Source organism: Rhodoflexus caldus (assembly GCF_021206925.1).
Classification (GTDB): domain Bacteria; phylum Bacteroidota; class Bacteroidia; order Cytophagales; family Thermoflexibacteraceae; genus Rhodoflexus; species Rhodoflexus caldus.
Map to the genome: position 1 here is coordinate 89,273 of NZ_JAJPRF010000001.1, position 21,970 is coordinate 111,242.

General features: G+C 48.7%; 16 protein-coding genes. 11 read left to right on the forward strand and 5 right to left on the reverse strand.

The annotated features are described in order from the left end of the window. Positions 1 to 58: 58 nt before the first annotated feature. The 4 genes from NDK19_RS00365 (at position 59) to NDK19_RS00380 (ending at position 6,548) form a co-directional block, all read left to right on the forward strand. Positions 59 to 1,045 (forward strand): dipeptidase, encoded by a 987-nt coding sequence (locus tag NDK19_RS00365; RefSeq protein ID WP_250629839.1) that lies wholly within the window; start codon positions 59 to 61, stop codon positions 1,043 to 1,045. A 131-nt stretch (positions 1,046 to 1,176) separates the two neighbouring features. After that, positions 1,177 to 2,712 carry a tetratricopeptide repeat protein gene (locus NDK19_RS00370; RefSeq protein ID WP_250629840.1) on the forward strand — a complete coding sequence of 512 codons (1,536 nt, stop codon included), beginning with the start codon at positions 1,177 to 1,179 and terminating at the stop codon, positions 2,710 to 2,712. A gap of 26 nt (positions 2,713 to 2,738) precedes the next feature. Then, entirely contained in the window at positions 2,739 to 3,329 is a 591-nt protein-coding gene (locus tag NDK19_RS00375) for an NUDIX hydrolase (RefSeq protein WP_250629841.1), read from the forward strand. 129 nt (positions 3,330 to 3,458) lie between these two features. Further along, entirely contained in the window at positions 3,459 to 6,548 is a 3,090-nt protein-coding gene (locus NDK19_RS00380) for an efflux RND transporter permease subunit (protein ID WP_250629842.1), read from the forward strand. Positions 6,549 to 6,618: 70 nt separating this feature from the next. Here the strand turns inward: NDK19_RS00380 and NDK19_RS00385 are convergent, their stop codons facing one another. The 3 genes from NDK19_RS00385 to NDK19_RS00395 form a co-directional block, all read right to left on the reverse strand. After that, the gene (locus NDK19_RS00385; protein WP_250629843.1) at positions 6,619 to 6,984 is read right to left on the reverse strand and encodes a hypothetical protein; all 366 of its coding nucleotides are present in this window, start codon (positions 6,982 to 6,984) and stop codon (positions 6,619 to 6,621) included. Between the two features lie 9 nt (positions 6,985 to 6,993). Continuing rightward, entirely contained in the window at positions 6,994 to 8,193 is a 1,200-nt protein-coding gene (locus NDK19_RS00390; protein WP_250629844.1) for a class I SAM-dependent methyltransferase, read from the reverse strand. A gap of 184 nt (positions 8,194 to 8,377) precedes the next feature. After that, complete coding sequence (locus NDK19_RS00395) at positions 8,378 to 8,818, reverse strand: DUF3598 family protein (protein WP_250629845.1); 441 nt, start codon at positions 8,816 to 8,818, stop codon at positions 8,378 to 8,380. A gap of 188 nt (positions 8,819 to 9,006) precedes the next feature. Here NDK19_RS00395 and NDK19_RS00400 point away from each other — a divergent pair, with 188 nt between their 5' ends. From NDK19_RS00400 to NDK19_RS00410, 3 genes are all read left to right on the forward strand, one after another. After that, the gene (locus NDK19_RS00400; RefSeq protein WP_250629846.1) at positions 9,007 to 9,420 is read left to right on the forward strand and encodes a hypothetical protein; all 414 of its coding nucleotides are present in this window, start codon (positions 9,007 to 9,009) and stop codon (positions 9,418 to 9,420) included. 195 nt (positions 9,421 to 9,615) lie between these two features. Further along, positions 9,616 to 10,410, forward strand: a complete 795-nt coding sequence (locus NDK19_RS00405; protein WP_250629847.1) for a Rossmann-like and DUF2520 domain-containing protein — start codon at positions 9,616 to 9,618, stop codon at positions 10,408 to 10,410. 171 nt (positions 10,411 to 10,581) lie between these two features. Continuing rightward, positions 10,582 to 14,553, forward strand: a complete 3,972-nt coding sequence (locus NDK19_RS00410; protein ID WP_250629848.1) for a PAS domain S-box protein — start codon at positions 10,582 to 10,584, stop codon at positions 14,551 to 14,553. A 56-nt stretch (positions 14,554 to 14,609) separates the two neighbouring features. Here the strand turns inward: NDK19_RS00410 and NDK19_RS00415 are convergent, their stop codons facing one another. After that, complete coding sequence (locus NDK19_RS00415) at positions 14,610 to 14,945, reverse strand: MGMT family protein (RefSeq protein ID WP_250630193.1); 336 nt, start codon at positions 14,943 to 14,945, stop codon at positions 14,610 to 14,612. 71 nt (positions 14,946 to 15,016) lie between these two features. Between NDK19_RS00415 and NDK19_RS00420 the strand changes: the two genes are divergently transcribed. After that, positions 15,017 to 15,214: a cold-shock protein gene (locus NDK19_RS00420; protein WP_250629849.1), complete on the forward strand. Its 198-nt coding sequence runs from the start codon at positions 15,017 to 15,019 to the stop codon at positions 15,212 to 15,214. A 341-nt stretch (positions 15,215 to 15,555) separates the two neighbouring features. Here NDK19_RS00420 and NDK19_RS00425 read toward each other — a convergent pair whose 3' ends face one another. Further along, complete coding sequence (locus NDK19_RS00425; RefSeq protein ID WP_250629850.1) at positions 15,556 to 16,080, reverse strand: NADPH-dependent FMN reductase; 525 nt, start codon at positions 16,078 to 16,080, stop codon at positions 15,556 to 15,558. 194 nt (positions 16,081 to 16,274) lie between these two features. Between NDK19_RS00425 and NDK19_RS00430 the strand changes: the two genes are divergently transcribed. From NDK19_RS00430 to NDK19_RS00440, 3 genes are all read left to right on the forward strand, one after another. Then, positions 16,275 to 20,030, forward strand: a complete 3,756-nt coding sequence (locus NDK19_RS00430; RefSeq protein WP_250629851.1) for a two-component regulator propeller domain-containing protein — start codon at positions 16,275 to 16,277, stop codon at positions 20,028 to 20,030. 450 nt (positions 20,031 to 20,480) lie between these two features. Beyond that, positions 20,481 to 20,894, forward strand: a complete 414-nt coding sequence (locus NDK19_RS00435) for an STAS/SEC14 domain-containing protein (protein ID WP_250629852.1) — start codon at positions 20,481 to 20,483, stop codon at positions 20,892 to 20,894. Positions 20,895 to 20,947: 53 nt separating this feature from the next. Continuing rightward, positions 20,948 to 21,967 (forward strand): alpha/beta fold hydrolase, encoded by a 1,020-nt coding sequence (locus NDK19_RS00440; RefSeq protein ID WP_250629853.1) that lies wholly within the window; start codon positions 20,948 to 20,950, stop codon positions 21,965 to 21,967. Positions 21,968 to 21,970: the final 3 nt, after the last annotated feature.

Sequence of the window (21,970 nt, forward strand, 5' to 3'; positions counted from 1 at the left end):
GCCCGATTTGTCAAAAAAACGACTTTATATTGCATACTCATCTATTTGCCGTGTACGTATGATACCTGTTGCCGATACCCATTGCGACTTACTGAGCTACCTGCAAAACGTGGCCAATGCCTCCCCTCTCTCCGACGAGTCGCGATGCAGCTTGCCTTTATTGGAACAAGGAGGCATTGTTTTGCAAACCACCGCTGTTTTTACCGTAACCAAACCCGGAAGTACCTATTTGGCAGCGGGACAGGTAGAAAAATTAACCGACTTACTGCAAAACTATCCTGAAAGGGTATATGCCCTGTTGCAAACTGAGCAACTTCCCGATGTGCCTTTTACAGGAAAAACAGCCTTGTTGCCCGCCATTGAAAACGCCTCCGGTTTGTGCGAAGAGCACGAACCGCTCAATAAATGCTTTGAAAGGTTAGACAAAATGCGGCAGCAACTGGGACGCATTTTTTACATCAGTCTTACACATCATACAGAAAACCGTTTTGGCGGCGGAAATCAAACCAATATCGGCCTGAAAGATGACGGCAGAAAACTGTTAGACTACTTGGCGCGCCAACCGATTGCCATTGATTTTTCGCATACAAGCGATGCCCTTGCAAACGATATTCTGTTACACATAGACAAGCACCAACTGCCCTTGCAGGTAATTGCCAGCCATTCCAATTTCAGGGCGTTGCACAATCACCCGCGCAACCTGCCCGACGATATTGCCAAAGAAATCATTCGCAGAAACGGCATCATCGGGCTGACGTGGCTAAAAGCTTATCTGGGAGATAATCCGCTCAACTTGTTTGAACACCTCCGCTACGGAATAGGCATGGGTGCCGAGCATCAGATGGTGTGCGGTGCCGATTTGTTTTATTACCTGCCCGAACATTTTCCGCAAGGTGTATTTTTTGACCGATATTCTAACGCGAGTCATTATAGAACGCTAATTGCAGACTTAGCAGCGCAAGGGCTGCCCGAAAGCACGCAGAAGGGTTTTCTACATCGCAATTTGCTGCATTTTTTGCAACGACTGTGGCAAAACAACAGCTGACAGATTGCATAAAACACACGTAAAAGCATATTTCCGACACGGATATTACATCGGCGAATCTAACAAAGTAAAACTTTGATTCAATAGGATGGCAGATTGTGCGTTGTTACAAGCAATAATCCCGACATCCTATGGAGCAATACTATTCCGCAATTGCACGGCGATTGATTTACCCCGCTATCTGTCTGTTGTTCTTTACTTCTACTGCTAATGCCCAGCAACACTCCATTCAGGAGATTCTGGTGTTGTTGGAGCGCGGTCAGTTTTCTTCCGCGAGCCACATGTTGCAGGCCAACCTCCAATCCGACCCCTCCGATTCGGAATCGCGCATTCTGTTGGGGTCGCTCATGGAGCACAACGGCCTTCGGATGGAAGCCATCCGATTGTGGCAAAAAGGATTGCAAAACAATGAAAGCGATTACCCTTTGCTGATGTCCATAGGCGAAAGCTACCTGAATGAAGCCGAAATACAATTACAGGAAGACACTACGCCAAGTTCGCTCCTGCCTGTCAGTACCCCGACAACGGATTACGCTGCCTATCTGGATTCGGCAATAGCACATTTTCAGCAAGCAGCCGCTTATTACCCTCACGAGGCCGACCCTTTGCATTTTCTGGCAAATGCCTATCAAATAAAAGGCGACTATGAACAGGCTTTGTATTATGCCAATCTTTTGGCGAGGATTTTTCCTTCCGATGAAAAAAATCATACACTGGCAGGGCTACTGCTGATGCAGGCCGGTGATTATGAACAGGCAAAAAACGCACTTCAAACAAGCCTTTCGCTGAACCCCCGATATACCGCCGCCCTGAAAGGACTGGCAGAACTGATGTTGTTCTACGACCGCGCGGAAGATGCGGCCTTATTTATGCGGCAGGCAGCCTTTTATGATTTTATTCCGTCGTTTGTGCGCTTGTCTTTCCATGATAACAATTATGAAATTTATTCAAACCTGACAACTGCTGCCGGAACAGAAAACGAAGATGAGTTGCGCAGAATTTTCCTTTCATTATTAGACGACAAATCCGATGAGAGCACGCAATGGATGGCACTCATGTTTTGGCATCAGTTAGTGCCTGCCGACTTGGACGAAATCGGCTGGGATGATTTTGCCCAACGCGGCATGGAAAGCCAACGCCTGATTATGGAAATGGCACAGCGTACCGAAAACTGGGTGTTGCTTGGCAGACTTTGTAAAAAAATGGTGGCACTGAACATTCCCGGCACATTTGAACTGCTGACTACGCTGTTGCCCAAAGACAAAATGATGGATTCGCCGCTCCGCATTGCCTACTGTTTGGCAGCCTTGGGAAATGAACTTGCCATTCCCTACCTCATCCGCGAGTTGCAATACGATGACACCGAAGACGACAACGACGGCTATCATTTCAGCAAAGAAGGCAGACAGGCAGCCCGCCAGCGTGCTATTTTAGCACTGTCTTACTTCAATACTGCCACCGCCATTGAAACGCTGCAAAAAGGTCTGCAAAACAGCGAAATCAAACCATATTGCGCCGCTGCCCTGTACCGGCTGACCATGGAGGAACAATATCTTGAACCGCTGCGCCAAATGGCCTATCGCAGCGAAAAAGACCTTGAAATTGCACATTTTCTGCGCTTTATCGGTACACGCGAAGCAGACCAAATTGCGAAGCTGATGGAATAGCGCCAAAAAGGATGTATTTTTAGGGCATGTTAGCTGCAAAAATATCACAGGCGCTGAACGACTACCTGCACCGGCAGCCGCCCATGCGCTGGAAAATCCCCGAACATCCCGCACCGCGCATTGCTTCCGTACTAATTGCACTTTTTCAGGAAGGTGGCGAGTGGCACCTTCCTTTTATATTGCGCAATACCTACAAAGGCGTACACAGCGGTCAGGTTGCTTTCCCCGGCGGCAGGTACGATATGACCGACGAAGACTTGATTGCCACAGCCCTCCGCGAAACACAGGAAGAAATCGGAGTGTGCGTCGGCCGTTCGCAGGTGGTAGGCAGACTGCACGAACTTTACATCCCTCCCAGCCACACAATTGTACACCCGATAGTAGCCGTATTGCCCGAACCGCCCGTGTTCAACCATGACCCGCGCGAAGTGGCAGAAGTTTTTACCTTGCCTGTCTCCTACTTTAAAAGACCCGACATCAGAGGCGTTCGCGAAGTGATGCTGCCCAACGGCAACAGCATGCCGTTTACTACTTTCCGCGTAGCCGAAAAAGAAATATGGGGTGCAACAGCCCGTATGCTCACCGAATTTTTGGAGGCCGTCCAACCCGTTCTGTGAACATATTGGCCGGAAGACGTGTTAATTAAACGTTATATTCCGTAAAATGGTTATCTTTACAACGGCACATGCCGCATATCAACTACAACCGCCGTCATTGTATTTCCCGTACCTCATTTTTTCTGATTTATGAGTCTTTCAACTGTCAGTATCAGAAGGCCTGTTCTGACTGTCGTGCTTAACTTGGCAATCGTTATTTTCGGCATCATCGGTTTCCGCTACCTCGGCGTGCGCGAGTATCCGAATGTGGAAACACCTGTGGTTTCCGTATTTACCTCATTTACAGGCGCTAACGCGGAGGTTATAGAATCGCAGATTACCGAACCGCTGGAAGAAGCCATTAACGGCATCCCGGGCATTGCCTCTATCACCTCCACCAGCAGCGACGGTCGCAGCAGCATCAACATTGAATTTGATTTGGAAACCAATATAGATGAAGCAGCTAACGACGTGCGCGACAAAGTTTCCGGTGCGGTTTCGCGTTTGCCCGCCGAGTGCGACCCGCCGGTAGTTGCCAAAGCCGATGCCAACGGCAGTTTCATCATCAGCCTCTATGCGCAAAGCGACAAACGAAGCACGTTAGAAATTACGGCCATTGGCGAAAAACTCATCAAAGAACGTCTGCAAACCATTCCGGGCGTATCGGGCATCCGCGTATGGGGCGAAAAAAAATATGCCATGCGCCTCATTATCGACGTGGATAAACTGGCCGCCTATCAACTGACCCCGCTGGATGTACGTCAGGCACTCCTCCGCGAAAATGTGGAGTTGCCATCGGGAAGAATTGAAGGCAACAATACAGAACTCACCGTAAAAACATTCGGACGGTTGGTATCGGAAGATGACTTCAACAATTTAGTCATTAAGCAAACCGGAGAAAAGGTAGTAACCTTTGCCGATATAGGTAAAGCCAAACTGACTGCGGAAAACGAAAAAACCATCTTCCGCCGCGACGGGCGCTACATGGTCGGCTATGCCATAGAACCGCAGCCCGGCGCCAATCAAATTGCCATCAGCGATGAGTTCTACAAGCGATTGGAGCAAATTCGCCGCGACCTGCCCGAAGACATAGACGTTTCCGTAGGTTTTGACGACACCAAATATATCCGCGCTTCTATCGCCGAGGTGCAGGAAAGCGTTTATATAGCCTTCGCATTGGTTGCGGGTATTATCTTCCTGTTTCTGCGCGACTGGCGCACAACCGTCATTCCGCTGGTTGCCATCCCTGTTTCCCTGATTGGTGCGTTCTTCATCATGTATGTGGCAGGGTTCACCATCAACGTACTGACCATGTTGGGCATTGTGCTTGCCATCGGTTTGGTAGTAGACGATGCGATTGTGGTATTGGAAAATATTTACGCCAAAATAGAAGAAGGCATGACACCGATGGAAGCAGGTTTTAAAGGCGCCGAAGAAATATTCTTTGCCGTTATCTCCACAACCATCGCGCTGGCTGCCGTATTTATGCCGGTAATATTTCTGCAAGGCATCACCGGTAAATTATTCAAAGAGTTTGGCGTAGTAATCGCCGGTTCGGTAATTATCTCATCATTTGTTGCCCTTACGCTGACAACGATGATGTCGTCTCGCCTGCTCAAACGCCGCGTGAAACACAATTGGTTCTACAACAGCACAGAAGGCTTTTTCGTATGGCTGAACAGGCAGTATGAACAGTCGCTGGAAAGTTTCATGCGCGTGAAATGGCTGGCGTTTCCGATTATTGCCCTTGCCATTGGTCTAATGGTGGTCATATTCAAAAGTTTGCCACAAGAACTTGCACCGTTGGAAGACCGCTCGAGCATCCGCATTTCCATTACAGGCCCCGAGGGTTCTTCTTTTGAGTTCATGGACAGCTATATGGTGAAGTTGTTGGACACCTTGAAAAAAAATGTGCCGGAAGCCAACGCCGTAATTGGCATTACATCTCCGCCATTTATGTCGGGTGCAGCCAACACAGGCATGTCGCGACTGGAACTTTCCGAGCCTACGCAGCGCAAACGCAGCCAGCAGGAAATAGCCGACATGCTCAATAAAAAACTACGCGGCCTGAGTGAGGCTCGCGCCATCGCCACCCAATCTCCTACTATCGGCAACAGGCGCTCCGGCCAACCCGTGCAATTTGTAATTCAAGCCCCAACATTGGAAAAATTGCGCGAAGTACTGCCCAAATTTCTTGCCGAAGCACAAGCAGACCCCACACTTACGACAGTGGATGTAAACCTGAAATTCACTAAGCCGGAAATCAGGCTCAGCATAGACCGCGACAAAGCCAATACAATGGGTGTAAACGTATTGGACATTGCCCAAACGCTGCAATTAGGCTTCAGCGGTATGCGCTTCGGCTATTTTATTATGAACGGCAAGCAATATCAGGTGATTGGCGAAATGAGCCGCGGCGACCGCAACGAACCCTTAGACCTTCGCTCGCTCTACGTAAAGAACAGAAACGGCAACCTGATTCAATTGGACAATCTGGTAACGCTCAAAGAAGAAAGCAGCCCTCCGGCTTTGCTGCGCTACAACCGATTCGTGTCGGCCACCGTATCGGCAACACCTGCCCCCGGCAAAACCATCGGCGACGGTCTGGATGCCATGTATGCCATTGCCGACCGAGTATTGGATGAGTCGTTTACCACTGCACTGGCAGGACAGTCCAAAGAGTTTAAGGAAAGTTCTTCAAGTTTGTTGTTTGCGTTCGGGCTTGCGCTGGTGCTTATCTACTTAGTGCTGGCAGGACAATTTGAGAGTTTCCGCGACCCGCTCATCATCATGTTCACCGTGCCGCTGGCACTTGCCGGAGCATTGCTTTCGCTGTGGTATTTCAAACAAACGCTTAATATATTCAGCCAAATCGGGATGATTATGCTCATTGGTCTGGTAACAAAAAATGCCATCTTGATTGTGGAGTTTGCCAACCAGAAAAAAGAGCAGGGCTTAAACAAGTTGGAAGCGGTTAAACAAGCCGCCGAGCAGCGTTTTCGCCCCATTCTGATGACGGCACTTTCCACCATTTTGGGTACGTTGCCCATTGCGCTGGCATTGGGTGCAGGTGCAGAAAGCCGCGTTTCCATGGGCATTGCTGTTATCGGCGGTATGATGATTGCCACAGGGCTGACCCTCTACATCATCCCCGCCATCTATGCTTTCTTCTCTAAGGAAACTTCCAATACAGAACAGAAGCAGGTTCAGCAAGAACCCGAAGAATTGGCCGTTGGATAGTTTCACGCACAAAAAAATCCCGACCGGTTTTGTAATCGGTCGGGATTTTTATTTTCGGCATTCAGCAAGCCTAAATCTGTTCCAGCTCATCGGCAACTTCATCCATCGTGCGATTATTCTCGGGGTTTTCATCGCGGATGGCCTCCATTTCCTGCTGTACGATGCGCAAGATGCGAGCAATATAGGCTGCGTGCCAGCGCTGCCGCTCTTCTTCGCTTTTTGGGTCGGGGCGGTAGGCTTCTATGTCGGCGCGAGAGAGCGTACCTTTGGCTTCCAACAGGCGCTCAATGGTATCTAAGCGTTCGTGTACGACGGCCAGTTCGCCGGCTACTGCCATGGTAATGTTCAATACGCGCTCTACTGCTGCATCGTCAAAAAAGTAAGGACGTTTGCCCTTGGCCTTGCTGTTGGCAAGTACTATGTCGTTGATTTCCATATCGTTTCGTTATTTTTTCCATGCCCCGAATACATTCCATACCGCTGCTCTGCCGTGGTCTTCCGGCTCGGGAGCACGTGGTTTGGTGTGGTCTTCGTTGTCGTTCACTGCCCGCACACCAATTTGGAAGAAGTTTTCTGCTTTGAAGCCCGCTTGGGTCATCAGTTCTACCGTATCAATGTCGTGCATTTTAGACCAGAACGGCTCGTTGTTGTAGAATGCATCCCAATCGCGGATGAATTGCTCGTACAAATCCATTTCGGGTGTGTACTGCGGTTGCTCAATGTGCATGGTCAGACCGCCCGGCTTCAGCATCCGATAAATTTCCTTCATAATGCCGTGGATAGATTTACCGGAAGTTTCGTGCAGGAACATAGTCGTCTGAATCCAGTCAAAACTTTCATCGGGGAAACCCGTAAACTGCCCGTCCATTTGGATAAACTTCACGTTGGTAATGCCCATGGCTTGTGCGCGGGCGTGTCCATAGCGTAACATGGGTGCACCTACATCTATGGCAATCACCTCTGCATCGGGATAAGCCTGTGCTATCGGCAGAACGTTGTGCCCCAGCCCACAACCGATGTCTAAAATGCGCTTCGGCTTGAACTCAGGATGATGCGAAAGCAACCATTGTGCAATGGCTTTTCCGCCGCCATCGTTGAAACGCCCCAGTGCTCCACCTGTGGTAACAAACAAGCCCATGTCGTAGTTGGCAGCCGCCGAAACGTCGCCCTCAAATAGTTCTGTGTGATAGCTGCCCGGCATGAGGTGGTTGTCCACTTTGGCAATATAAGGCGGAATGGTCAGGTTGGGGTTGAGTTGGAGGGTATCTTTGCCCGCATTGAGCTGCGCTGCCTTTTCGGCCAATTGCTTTGCCTGACGCAGCACAAGCGAACGCCCTGCCTGCTGACGCATTTCCATAGCCGCGCGGCGCAGCGCACTCCACGTTTGGAAATGAGGGTCTCTCAACATGGCTTCACGCACCTCGCGGCGGTTTTCAAAATCGCGCCCTTTTTCACGGCGAAAACGCGGACGCACACGCTTGTCAAAAGCAATGCGGTTGCCCGGAGAAACCATTGTTGCCAAATGCTTATTCAAATTGGACAAGAAATTGAAACGCGCAATTTCGTCGTGGCTTGCCTCCGGTGCCACCTCGTGTTTGCCGATGCGATGCCATGCAGGCGGCACATTAATTGGTGCTTGGTTCATACTGATTCAGGCTTTTATTGTTGAACAAATAGTTAATCACATTAATTATTGTATATAAGCGTAAGTTACGCGAAATTGTTTGGCTTTAAAAGCAAAGAAGAAAACTTCAAGGAAAGTTTTCTTCTTTCAGATTGACACATCTTGATTGTTGTAATTTAAACTTGGGTAATGAACTTACCCAAGCCTAATCAATGGCTTCCTGAGGTGCTACACGGCGTTCTTCAATCATCGTGAGCCCTTCAAATTTTCCGTTGCGGCTGTGCTGCCAAGTACGCATCCGATGCCCGTCTTCCAACAAAGTAATAATCTCGTACAGGTGCGTGCCGGGCTGTTCATTGTATTGCCATTCCAAACAGATAACATCGCCTGCTTCCCACGCCTTGCCGATGATGCGCTTGTTGTCGTAGTGCAGAATGCCCTTCTCATCAAAAGGCGATGCGCCGAAATCGTGAACTTCTTTTTTTCCGTTGTCCCATGTGTATTCATTTTTCTGAATCCACTGGTTGTCCTTCATTTTCAGGAACAAACGGCTTTTGTGGCGGTCAATAACCTCTCCCTTTTCATTCAGGCGGGTGTAAGTGCCTTCCCAGATACCGGTGTGAGCTTCAAAAAGTGGCAATTTCATGGCTAAAAATCGTTTTAGTGTAAAAGGAATGTTTGCTGGTATAAAGGTAAGCATTTTTCCTAAAATAGTTAATTAGATTAACTATTTTTTTGAAACAATTTTATTGGTAAACGGTTATGGAATTTTCGGCTGACAAACAACCACTTTATCCAATTGCCGCTTCTTTTGTTTTTCCTCTCACAATAACCATGTTACAAACCGTTATCAGCAATAAATACATTCTTGCAGGCTGGATAGATGATGGTCATGTGTTTTATTACACATGGAAAGGCTTTGTGCCTCCTCACGAAATGAAAATCCTTTTGGACGAAGTACTAATACACTTGCAAACAGGCAACAGCTCGCTGATGTTGCAGGATTTGCGCACCGCACAGGCTGTAGGCACAGAAGTTCAGGAATGGTTAATCAATGACTGGGTGCCGCGTGCCGTAGCAATTGGTTTGCGCAAAGTAGCATTACTAACGCCACAGTCCCTTTTCGGGCAGCTTGCCGTTAATCAAGTGCGCAATAAAGTCATAATTAATGGCATAGAGCTTGACAATCAGTTTTTTGATGATGAAGTCAAGGCCATTCAATGGCTCAGGGATGGCAGTAAGGCATAGCACGCACAGATAAATTTAAGCAGTTTAAAATGTACTTTTGAACGCCGATTTTGGGCGGATGATATGGTTTTATACAAAAGTACAAGCGATTTGCGAAAAATATTTTCGCGTAAGACATTGAAATACAAATATTTAAACCTGACAGGTCTCTGAAACCTGTCAGGTTTGTGTACAACTGCTTTAAAAACACAAATCATGCTTCGGATTGCACTCATTGGCGCAGGAAATGTTGCTTGGCACTTAGCCGACGCCTTAGAATCGGCAGGGCATCGCATTACGGAGGTGTTCAGTCGCCGCCGCAAAAATGCCGTAGCACTTGCCGAGCGATTGTATGAGGCTGCCCCGCTTGCTAAACCCGACTTATCCCGCTCGGCAGCAGAGTTGGTTGTTCTCTCGGTTACTGACTCGGCACTGCCCGAGTTGCTGCCCGAGTTGCAATTGCCGCCGCGGGCAGCCGTGGTACATACTTCCGGCACATTGCCCATGAATCTGTTGGCAAACCTGAATTGCCCGCACGGTGTTTTTTATCCGCTGCAAACTTTTTCCAAAGCAAAGGCGGTAGACTGGCAGCCCGTGCCTATTTGCATTGAGGCCTCTGACCGAATGACACTTGATATGCTTGCTTCGCTTGCTTCCGACATCAGCACCCGAGTATATGAAATTAACTCCGACGAACGCAAGCAACTGCATTTGGCAGCGGTTATCGCCTGCAATTTTGCCAATCACCTGTGGCATATGGCTTCGCAAGTGCTCAAACCCATAGGCATAAGCCTTGAAATATTGCATCCGCTGCTTCAGGAAACGTTGGAAAAGGTCACGCAAATGCCTCCTCACAAAGCACAGACAGGGCCGGCAGTGCGGGGAGACTTACCCGTGATAGAGCAACATATGGCACTCCTGCAACCTCATGCTCCACTGTGGGCAGAGATTTATCGCCTGATGAGTCGCAGCATTGCAGAATCATCCCCTCATCACTCGACAAGCAGATGACCCGCAATTGAGCAGCCTGCCGGAGATTGGATTTTTGTAGATTTTTTACTTAATTGCAGAAAGCAGTTGGGATTATTTGGGTACATTTTTTAACAAACCAAATCGTCAGCCATGTTCGCCAAAAACTTTTCTATGGCAGGCAGGCATACATAAGCAGGCAGGGGGTTGCATATGAGCACACTCAAAGACAAACTTTATGATTTTCTGCATGAGCAGCCGGATGTTTTTGATTTTCTGCAAGTGCACGCACCCGATGGCTGCTGGTATTATCATGCCTCCCATCCTGAAAAGCTATGGATAAACCCCCGATTCAAAAACTGCTTGGGCTATACTGCCGAGCGGGATATTCAATGGGACGCTATCAAAAGCCACGAAGAGGCAATTCTTGAAAATTTTACGACATATGCGGCAAGTGCTCCCAACGGCATAGAATATCGTTTCAGGCGGCAAAATGGTGCACATATATGGTTCAAAGTGATGGCAATGCCCGACCGCCTTGACCCCGAGGGTCTTGTCATCGGCTTTACTGCTATGCGCAGCGCAGAAGCCATAGGCATGGCAGGCAGCAAGAACGCCATCATGAGCCTGCTGACCGAATACGAAGGCGATTCCATTATCATTACCGATACGGATGGATATGTGCTGTGGGTGAATAAAGGCTTTGAACAACTGACCGGCTACACGCTTGCAGAAATACGCGGTCGCAAACCCAAGGAGTTGCTGCAAGGAAAAGACACCGACCCCCAAGTATCCCGTCGGTTGGGTGAAGCTATCCGTTCTCGCCAGCCTATCCGCGCCGAGCTGATTAATTACCACAAAAGCGGCAAAGCCTATTGGTTAGAAATGCACATTTCTCCCGTTTTTGATGACAACGGCGAATGTACGGGCTTTATGTCGGTGGGCAGAGATATTACCCGCAGGAAAGAAAAGGAGGAAGAAGCCCATTTTCAGGCACAACTGCTGGAAAAAGTAGGGCAGCCGGTGATAGCAACCCACCCCGAAGGTTACATATTTTACTGGAACAAAAAAGCAGAAGAAGTTTACGGCTGGAAAAGAGAAGAGGTACTGGGGCGCCTGATTATGGACATAGTGCCATTAACAGAAATCAGTGCTGAGGAACGCGCGGCCATCCACAGGGAAAACTTCGGCAAACTGTGGGTACGGGAGTTTACCGCGCAGCGCAAAAACGGCGAGCAGTTCCCCGTACAGATAACCAATCAGCCTATCCTAAACGAAAACGGCGAACCGATAGCCTTGGTTGGTATTTCGCAAGACATCACCGAGCGAAAGCAATACGAAGAAGCGCTGAAAAGACAGGCACAACTGCAAAACATGCTCATGCGCCTTTCTACACGCTTTATCAACCTGCCGATTGAACAATTGACCGAGGCATTACAAGAAGCCCTTGCAGAAGTCGGAACATTCTTTAACACCGACCGCGCGTACATCTTTGAATACTCTTTTGACAAAAATATTGCTATTAATACCCACGAATGGTGCAAGGAAGGAGTTCCTTCCCAAAAGCAATATTTGCAGGCCGTTCCACTGAAAAAATTGCCCGAGTGGTTGGCAGCACACCTCAACGGTGAGAGTGTACACATTGCAGATACCCGACAAATTACCAATGACTACCTGCGCGAACTCTTGTTGTCGCAAAATATCAAAAGCCTGCTGACCATCCCCATGCGCAACGGCAACCAGTGCATCGGGTTTGTCGGGTTTGACTCCGTGGAGCATCTGCATACATTCAGCGAAGATGAGTGCCGCTTTCTGACCGTATTTAGTGAGCTGTTGGTCAATGTATGGCTTCGCAAACGCATGGAAAACGAACTGCTCCGCACCAAGCAGTTACTCGAGCAAACCAACAAAGCCGCCCGCATAGGTGGCTGGGAGGTAGATTTGGTGCAGAATACAGTCTATTGGTCAGACCTAACCAGAGCCATCCACGAAGTTCCGCCCGACTACCAACCCAAGTTAGGCTTCGACGAACTTTTGCAAGAACGCATCAACTTCTACAAAGAAGGTTACAGCAAAGACCGAATTAATGAAGTGCTTCAAAGAGCCATCCGGTACGGCACACCTTTCGATGAAGAACTGCAAATTGTAACTGCCAAAGGGCGCGAGGTGTGGGTGCGAGTGATTGGTGAGGCACAAATGGAAAACGGCGTTTGCAAAAAACTCTATGGCTCATTTTATGACATCGACGCGGCGAAAAAGGCAAAACTTGCCCTCATTCAGAAAACAGAGGAGTTCAATGAACTGGTGGCACTTATCCCGATGGGCGTATATAAATACGAAGACAGTCATCGGTTCGTATATGTCAGCCCTGTTTGGTGCAAGTTGAACAACCTCACTGCAGAAGATGTATATGCCAACCCCGATTTACCGATTGGTTTAATTCACCCTGATGACAAAGAACGCTTCATAAACGCCAATAAGGATGCCATCCGTAAGAAAGCAGACTTACATATTGAGGTACGCAAACTTACGGGCGGAGAGGTGCGCTGGATGCGCATTGCTTCCCGTGCTAAAACAGATGAAAACGGGCATACGGTATGGTTTGGCACACAAACCGATATTACGGATGAGAAGTTAGCTGCCTTAGCCCTTGCAGAAGCCAAAGAGAAAGCCGAAGCTGCCAGCAAAGCCAAGTCGGAGTTTCTTGCCAATATGAGCCACGAAATACGCACGCCACTCAACAGCATCATTGGTTTTGCAGGTCTGTTGGTAAATACACCGCTCAATACGCAGCAATATGAATACATAGATTCGGTCTATCATTCTGCCCAATCGCTGCAAGCACTCATCAACGATATTCTGGATTTCTCTAAAATAGAGGCCGGCAAACTGGAACTTTATCCTGAAACGGTTCATATCCCCGCTTTGATTCACCAAACAGCGAAGACCATCAGCTATCAGGTAAAAACCAAAAACCTTGACCTGATTACCGATATTGATTCTCGCATTCCACCGTTGCGGGCTGATGTTGCCAAACTGCGCCAGATACTCATCAACCTGCTGGGCAATGCCGTCAAGTTTACCGAAAAAGGCATGATATCCGTTAAAGTCAAACTGACCGATATCAAAGACGGCACGGCATTGCTCCGCTTTTCCGTGCGCGATACAGGCATTGGCATTGCGCCTGAAAATCAGCAGAAAATTTTTGATGCCTTCGTACAGGCCGATTCTTACACCACCAAACGCTTTGGCGGAACAGGCCTCGGTTTGAGCATTTCCAATAAATTGTTGCATCTGATGGGCAGCAGTTTGCAATTAGAAAGCGAACTTGGCAGAGGCAGCCATTTTTTCTTCGATTTGGCACTGCCGATAGAAGCTGCAACACCTCAAACGGTATCTGAACACCCTCAAAATGCCGTTGAATCGCTTCTGCAACAGCAGTCGTTTAATATTTTGTTGGTAGATGACAACCCCATTAATCTCTTGGTAGCGCGGCGGATTATACAGCACATAGCGCCGCAAGCACACATACAAGAGGCTTCCGGCGGCAAATTGGCGGTTGAAATGTTCAGTCAAAACCCGCCCGACATTGTACTGATGGACTTGCAAATGCCAGAAATCAACGGCATTGAAGCAACCGGCATGATACGTGCATTGGAAAGCAGCCAACACAAGCACACGCCCATTATTGCCGTAACGGCGGGTACTGTCAAGGGCGAGCGTGAAAAATGTTTAGCCGCAGGTATGGACGATTTTATGCCTAAACCCATCGACAAAAACGCTATGCAGTTGATGCTGGAAAAATGGCTGTTCGGACAACCCAACCATGCAGCCGATGAACCGCTCCCCGCATCGGGAGATGATGATGATTTCAGCACTTTGCGGCAATATCGGCAAAGCGACAAGGATTTTTCAAGTGCACTGGAACAAGAGAGTCGCATACAACTGATGGATATTCTCGGCCAAATTGACCAAAGCATCCAAACGCGCAGTTTGCCGCAATTGCAAAAACTGGGGCATAATCTGCGCGGCACTGCGCTCAATTTGGGCTTAGAAAAAATAGCCGCCACAAGCCTTGCTATAGAAAACCTCCCCGAGTGGCAAGAAGCAACCATAAAACAGTTGCAAACGCAGATTCACGCACAAATCGCTGACGTGATTCGTTGGATGGATACTGCACAGTAGCAGAGCAGAGTAATTGAGCGATAACGAGTTTTGTTTGCTCCGAATGCTCCCTCCTATTAACCGAGTTCCTGCTGCGGGTCCCAGAAAAGCTCTTTGAAATTTACCACGCGGTCGTCTACAACCTGCACTCCCTCAGCTTGCAGGGCTTCCTGCATGGCCGTAGGAGTGCCGAAATGATGCTTCCCCGTAAGTAGGCCGCTCCTGTTTACAACGCGGTGTGCAGGTACTTCCGGGCGTGTGTGTGCGGCATTCATTGCCCAGCCTACCATGCGGGCGCTCATTTTACTGCCTAAGTATTTGGCAATGGCACCGTAGCTGGTTACTCTCCCCCGCGGAATCAGACAGACGACTTCATATACATCCTCGAAAAAATTATTTTTCACGAAACCTATTGATTTTGTTAAAGTTTGCTAAAAAAGGCTTACATTTGGGCAAGTTCTTTTTTTAATTTAAGTTCAATTTAATGAAAACCGGTAAAATTAAGTTCTTCAACGAGTCGAAGGGCTATGGTTTCATCGTAGATGATGAGACTCAAAAAGATGTGTTTGTTCACATTAGCGAGTTGGGCAATGCTACAACGCTCACTCAGAATGACGCAGTGCGTTTTGAGGTAAAAATGGGCAAAAAAGGCCTCAACGCTGTCAATGTAGTGAAACTCTAATGAAATTCTCCATAGATTTTTCCTTAGTGAAGTAACAAAATTGAATTCCGTGCAAAAGAGCATTCCGTTTTGGGATGCTCTTTTTGCTTTACAGGCAAATAAGTAATCACATTAACGCGTTTTCTACCGCAGCGTTCGCAAAGGCTCAATTGCGGAGTATACCAAGAAAAGATACTTATACACAAACCTGACAGGTTTTAGAGACTTTTCAGGTTTAAATACCTGTATATCATCAATTTAAACAAAGCATTTTTTCGCAAACCTCCTGCGCTTTTGTATAGAAAATTTAAGCCCATAACCACGCTGCACGTGCTGCCGTTGGCTCAACTGCCTGAACCGTTTTAAAATGCCAGCAGACTCTCTACCTGCTTGTTGAGCTGTCGCAGATAGTTTTCGTTTTGGATGCGATTATCGGCCATACTTTTTTCTATGAAAGGCATTTTAACGCGATGCGCGAGCACGTGAATCCCCAAATAGTGCAGAACGTCGGTAAAATGGCTGAGAGCAGGCGCAGCTCCTTGCGGCCCCGACGAAATGCCCACTAATGCCGCTTTGCGGTTTTTCCAAGGGTTAGGATAAGGCATCCCGTCCAGAAAAGTTTTCAGCACGCCGGGGAATGAGCCGTTATATTCGGGAATGATGAAAACAAGTTTGTCCGAGTCGGCAGCCTGCTGATGAAAAGCAGTGAAGGCAGGGTTTTGTCCGCCCTTATCGTACAATGCAGAAAATGCAAAATCGTGCGGCAGTTGCGAAAGGTCTAAAATCTGTGCAGGTGCGCCATGCGTTGCCAGCAGTTCCTGATACAATTGTGCGATGCGCAGTGTCAGCGAGCCGCTGCGATTAGTGCCTGAAATGATGGTAATCATCCGTTTGGGTTGGTTCTGCAAAGGTAACCTGTTTAGGCGTTAATTGTTTGTCGTGTGCCCCGATTACGCTTATCGGTAGGCAGCGCATCAATCCCACAAAAAATAATCACTTTAAAATATACAATTTAAACTTTTTTTCGTTACATTAATACCTAACTACATCTATGGTATTACCTTAACTCAACTGTTGCCCTATGAAAGCAAGGGTGTACTTCTTTTTCACCGTATCGCTTCTGACAACCATTACTGCCTTAGCACAGCAGCCGCAATGGGGCATTGATGCACGCCTATCGGTCAATATTGAAAACGGCCTGAGCCACAACAACGTGCTGGCCGTGATGCAGGATAGCCGCCAATACCTTTGGATAGGTACACAAAACGGGCTGAATTGTTACGACGGTCGCAGTATTCGCAGTTTTACACCGCTGCCCGGTAAGTCGTTGGAAATACGCGCCATTCTGGAAGACAAGCAGCAACGCCTCTGGATTGGCACCAACGCAGGGCTTTTCCTTTTCCATCGGCAAACCGAACAATTCTCTCATTTTCAAAAAGATACGGCCAATGTCCTTTCCCTTTCCGACAACAGCATTTTCTGTTTGGCAGAAGACCGCGCCGGACACCTCTGGATTGGTACAAGTACAGGGGTTTCGCGCTTAGACCCCGATAAGCAGACTTTTTTCAATTATCCTTTTCAGGGCGCTTATACGCAGGGTTTAAGTGCCGTTTACAGCATCACCACCGATGCCGACGGCAATATTGTTGCCTCATCGCTGGGGCAGGGCATACAGGTGTACTCGGCGGCTGAAGAAGTATTTATCTCTTATCCGCTCTATCCTCGCCAATTTCAACGCGACTATGTTACCCGCTTGCTCAAAGACAGCAAAGGGTATTTGTGGGTAGCAACTTTGCAAGGCGTTCGCCGAATAGATACCCGCACAGGCAATACCCGCTCTTTTACTGAAACCGACGGACTGCCCAACAACTACGTAACTGCCCTTGCTTCCGATGAAAACGGGCGAGTATGGGTGGCTACCAAACAGGGCGGTCTTGCCTATTTTGACGAGAACCGATGGACAACCATTCAGGATTCAAAAGGCGAATACAGCCTTGCGGCAGGAAAGGCCGTGCAAACACTGACTACCGATTCAGGAAATATTTTATGGGCAGGAACCGCCGGTGGCGGACTTGCTGCATGGAAAAACGAAGCCAATTATTTTACCATCCGTCCGGAGTTTGGGGCAATAACAGCCATGACGCAGCAAGGCGAGAGCTATTGGGCGGCTACTGCTGCCAAAGGTCTATTCAGGCTCAACGGCAACGGGGAGGTAACGGCACATTTTGAGCCGGGTAGCAAAGGCTTTCCGCAAGGAACCATCCGCGCTATACTTGCTTCGCGCAAGGGCGAAATTCGGGTGGCCAACGAACAAGGCATCTACCTGTACAAAGAAGGACAGTGGCAATACCTCCGCCCGGGCTGGGAAGGCCCCGAAGAGGGAACAGTTTCCACCCTTTTTGAAGACTGCAAAGGACGTATTTGGGTCGGTACGCAGGAAAGCGGCCTTTACGTTACGGGCGACCTGCCCAATCAGTGGTTGGTGTTCCGCCACAATGTCAAGCGCCCGCAAAGTATTGCCGATAATCACATCCGCTGCATTGCGGAAGATATGCAGGGCAATATCTGGGTCGGTACGGCAAGCGGTGGACTGAGCCGCTGGGACGGCAACGACGGTTTTGTCAATTTTAGGAATGAAGCAGGCAACCCGTATTCATTGCCGCACAACAGCATCAAAAGCCTGTTTACCGATGAGCAGGGCAATTTTTGGGTAGGTACTTTTTCGGGTTTGGCACGTTGGGAGCCGCAGCAAAAGCATTTCCGCACCTTCCGATTCAATCATGTGGCACTGGGGGAAGTCATCCACGACATTCGCGCCGGCAACGAGCGCATGTGGGTGTTTACCGAGCATACACTGATGCAATTTGACCGCAAAAACGGCCTCTTTGTCCCATATCGCATTGCCTCGCCTGCTTCGGGTTTGCAGTACACCACGCAGGGACTCATCAGCCCCGAAGGCGATTTGCTCATTGGTACAAATCAGGGCTTGGTGAGCATTCGCGCGGCCATTGCCGACCTGTACGCAGGGCGCTCGCTGCCGCGGGCTTTTTTCCGTTATGCCAACTATCAGGCAGATACGTTGCAGGTGCAAGTACCCTTAGACGGCTTGTCGGAACTGACCATTCCTTATCAGGCAGCCAATATCAGGGTATCATTTGCCTCTCCGCATTTTGGTTATCAGGCTGCCCCTGTGTTCAGCTATCGGTTGAGCCCTTCCAACAGCCGATGGTCAGAACCGACTACCGACAGCGAAATGACATTGGGCAAACTTGCCCCCGGCGATTACACACTCTACCTGCGCGTTTTAGGCCCAAAGGGATGGAGTTTGCCAACGGAAATACTGATTCGGGTACGTCCGCCGTTTTGGGAAACGTGGTGGTTTCGCTCGGCGGGTATGTTGTCGCTCATCGGGCTTGGGTTTATTACCTACCGCGCCCGCGTGCGCCGCATAGAGCAGCAAAATGAACAATTGGAACGCGTGGTAGAAGAGCGCACCTCTCAAATTGCCAGCCAGAAGAACCAATTGGAGCGTGCTTACCACAACGTGCGCACCATCAGCGAAATCGGGCATCGGATTACGGCGCAGTTGCACAGCGAACAGGTAGTCGGAGAGGCTTTTGCAGGTGTGAGCGAACTGGTAGAGGCTGCCCTGTTCCGTGTGGGCATTTACGACGACAGCAGCCGCCAATTGTTGTTTTACGGCTTCCGCAACGGCGTGGCTATGCCGCTTGTCCGCCATGAAATTGAGGTGGGGCAAAAACGTCTTTCTGCGGTATGCTTTCAGTACCAAATGGAAATTGTGATTAACGATTTTGAGAAAGAAGCCCCCGAATACGTAGCCGATGAACACATTGAATACCAAACCGAGCAGCCGCTGTCGGCCATTTACCTGCCTCTGACGCTGAACAAGAAAGCTATTGGCGTATTTACCGTGCAGAGTTACCGCAAAAATGCCTATCAGGCAGCCGATGTGGACTTCCTGCGTGCCTTGGCAACCTATCTTTCCGTGGCGATAGACAATGCACGAGCTTATGACCGCTTAGACGAAGCCCGCCGCCAGATAGCCCGTCGCAATGAGCAAATGGTAAGCAGCATCCGCTATGCCGAGCGGATTCAGAAGGCTATTCTGCCTGCCGAATCGGACTTGCAGGCCTTGTTTGAGAAATTTTTTATTTGGTATCAACCCAAAGACATTGTTTCAGGCGATTTCTATTGGTGTCACAGCGAAGGGCGGCGCAAATGGGTTGCCGTAGCTGATTGTACCGGACACGGCGTTCCCGGAGCGCTCATGTCTGCCATCGGGCACAGCATCCTGACCGAAACAGTGGCCCGCCGACGCATCGCACAACCTGCCGAAATTTTACAAACCGTCCATGCGGAAATGCGAAAAGCGCTGCAAACCGAAAACGGCACCCACGACGACGGTATGGACATCGCCCTCTGCCTGATTGAAGGCAACGAAGTAACTTTTGCAGGAGCTAAACGACCGCTATATGCGGTCAAACCTTCGGGCAACCCAGCCGAAAACCGCTTAGTAGAGTTGCGTCCCAATCGGCAGTCCATCGGCGGCAGATTGCGCAGCAGCGAAACAGCTTTTGAACAGCACACGGTTTCGCTGCCTGCCGGAACGATGCTCTACCTGACCTCCGACGGCTTAGCCGACCAGCCAAACACCAACCGTGAAAAGTTGGGCAGTATGGCAGTGAAAGAGTTGCTTATGGCACTTGCCCACCTGTCCGTAGAGCGTCAGGCAGAAGAATTATCCGATATTTTTGACGAGTTCCGGCAAGGCGAAAGCCAGCGCGACGACATCTGCGTGCTGGGGATTCGGTTGTAGTTGAGCACACTCAGCCTGATATTTTGTCATACACAACCCCGAAAGGTCTTAAAGACCCGTCGGGATTAATTTTCAGCGATTGGAGAAATGGAGACTGTCAGCAATTTTTATGAATCAATGCAGATGAAAACTCTTTGCGTGCGCCGCGGTAAGTAAGACAGGTCTGCCTCCCAAACACAAAGACACACAGAGCCACATTTTTCCAAAAATCGTTTGGGTATAATTTAACTGATAAAATCTCCAAAGTATCCGCCATATATCAATCTTTTTGCATCGGGTAAAAATATCGCAAACTCATCCTGATAATTCCGAGATTTTGCACACCAAATCTTATATTGCCTTTCCGTTAATATCCACATTTTACAATTTTTTTTTAAACAAAAAAGTTGCTCATGTGGTTTAATTGCTTAAAGTTTTGAAACACTAACACAACTTCACTTACTTACAACTATGCTACAAACAGTTATCAACAACAAGTACATGCTTGCAGGGTGGATAGGCGAGGGTAACATTTTTTACTACGCATGGAAAGGCTTTGTTCCTCCCAACGAAATGAAGCAAATGCTCGAGGAAGTACTTTCCCATCTGGAAGCCGCAAAAACTCCGCTGATGCTGCAAGACTTACAGCAAGCGCAGGCAATAGCTAACGATATGCAGGAATGGATGGCTGCGAGTTGGTTGCCGCGCGCTGCTGCCGTCGGTTTGCGAAAAATCGCACTGCTGACTCCTCGTTCTGTTTTTGGACAAATGGCTGTCAATCAGGTTAAAAATAAAGCCAGAGTGAATACTACCGAAATAGAAAGCATGTTCTTCGATGACGAAGCAAAAGCTATTCAATGGCTTAGACACAGCCGCACGGCATAGTTCATTTGCACAAAAAGGGAAAAACCGTTAGCTTAGTAAAAAACCATCGTACTATGTTAGCGCTCAGATTTTTTCCCTGCCTGCTCTTAGGCTGGTTCATTTTTTATGCACCGCGCGCACTGTCGCAAAGTTTTTGTGAATTAGGTGATTTTGCTTTGGAAAACGGGCAAATCATTAAACAATGCCGCATCGGCTACCGCACTTTCGGCAGGCTGAATGAGGACAAAAACAATGCTATTCTGTTTCCCACCTATTTTACGGGAAAGTCGGACGCACTGCGAAGCTATGTGGGCGGCAAAGGAAAAATGCTGGACAGTACACGCTACTTTATCATACTGACCGATGCTTTGGGGAACGGGGTTTCTTCTTCGCCTTCCAACTCAACGCTGCAAGCGGGGCGCGAGTTTCCGCTGTTCACCATTGCCGATATGGTGCGCACGCAAGAAGCGATGATTCGCAAGCAGTGGGGCATTGAAAAACTCCATGCCGTTATCGGTATTTCCATGGGGGGTATGCAGGCGTTTCAGTGGATGGCGGCCTTTCCTGCAAAGGTTGGCAAAATGATTTCTTTGGTAGGCACACCCAAGTTGGGTTTCAGCGACTTACTGCTTTGGCAAAGCGAAATACAGCCCATAGAAAAAGCCCTGCAAACCAATGGCAACCTGCAACAAGCCATGGAAACAACCGTGTTAATCCATGCTTACGCACTGTATACGCCTTCTTGGCGCAATAAAAACCAAAAGACCGCCGATTTTCAGAGTTTTGTTCAGGCAGAAATTCAAAAATCGGCGAGTTTTTACCCCTTGGATTGGGCATGGCAGGCCAAGGCAATGATGGCACACAATGCCTACAAAACCCTACCCTTGGATAAGCTCGGAGAGCTGCTGAAAGCCCGCGGACTGATAGTGTATGCCTCACAAGACCTGATGGTAAGCCCGCAAGCCTGTGCCGATTTGGTACAGTATAGCGGTGCGGAACACATCGTACTTACAGACGACTGCGGCCATTTGGCAACAGGTTGCAACATGGGGCGCATCAGCGAACGGGTACAGGCTTTTTTGCAGAAACAGTAGTTG

What these genes read in the sequence shown, in the direction of transcription:
- NDK19_RS00440 (WP_250629853.1), top strand. Translation starts at nt 20,948, where the DNA reads ATGTTAGCGCTCAGATTTTTTCCCTGCCTGCTCTTAGGCTGGTTCATT.
- NDK19_RS00430 (WP_250629851.1), top strand. Translation starts at nt 16,275, where the DNA reads ATGAAAGCAAGGGTGTACTTCTTTTTCACCGTATCGCTTCTGACAACC.
- NDK19_RS00365 (WP_250629839.1), top strand. Translation starts at nt 59, where the DNA reads ATGATACCTGTTGCCGATACCCATTGCGACTTACTGAGCTACCTGCAA.
- NDK19_RS00385 (WP_250629843.1), bottom strand. Translation starts at nt 6,984, where the DNA reads ATGGAAATCAACGACATAGTACTTGCCAACAGCAAGGCCAAGGGCAAA.
- NDK19_RS00395 (WP_250629845.1), bottom strand. Translation starts at nt 8,818, where the DNA reads ATGAAATTGCCACTTTTTGAAGCTCACACCGGTATCTGGGAAGGCACT.
- NDK19_RS00390 (WP_250629844.1), bottom strand. Translation starts at nt 8,193, where the DNA reads ATGAACCAAGCACCAATTAATGTGCCGCCTGCATGGCATCGCATCGGC.
- NDK19_RS00410 (WP_250629848.1), top strand. Translation starts at nt 10,582, where the DNA reads ATGAGCACACTCAAAGACAAACTTTATGATTTTCTGCATGAGCAGCCG.
- NDK19_RS00375 (WP_250629841.1), top strand. Translation starts at nt 2,739, where the DNA reads ATGTTAGCTGCAAAAATATCACAGGCGCTGAACGACTACCTGCACCGG.
- NDK19_RS00370 (WP_250629840.1), top strand. Translation starts at nt 1,177, where the DNA reads ATGGAGCAATACTATTCCGCAATTGCACGGCGATTGATTTACCCCGCT.
- NDK19_RS00435 (WP_250629852.1), top strand. Translation starts at nt 20,481, where the DNA reads ATGCTACAAACAGTTATCAACAACAAGTACATGCTTGCAGGGTGGATA.
- NDK19_RS00380 (WP_250629842.1), top strand. Translation starts at nt 3,459, where the DNA reads ATGAGTCTTTCAACTGTCAGTATCAGAAGGCCTGTTCTGACTGTCGTG.
- NDK19_RS00405 (WP_250629847.1), top strand. Translation starts at nt 9,616, where the DNA reads ATGCTTCGGATTGCACTCATTGGCGCAGGAAATGTTGCTTGGCACTTA.
- NDK19_RS00425 (WP_250629850.1), bottom strand. Translation starts at nt 16,080, where the DNA reads ATGATTACCATCATTTCAGGCACTAATCGCAGCGGCTCGCTGACACTG.
- NDK19_RS00420 (WP_250629849.1), top strand. Translation starts at nt 15,017, where the DNA reads ATGAAAACCGGTAAAATTAAGTTCTTCAACGAGTCGAAGGGCTATGGT.
- NDK19_RS00400 (WP_250629846.1), top strand. Translation starts at nt 9,007, where the DNA reads ATGTTACAAACCGTTATCAGCAATAAATACATTCTTGCAGGCTGGATA.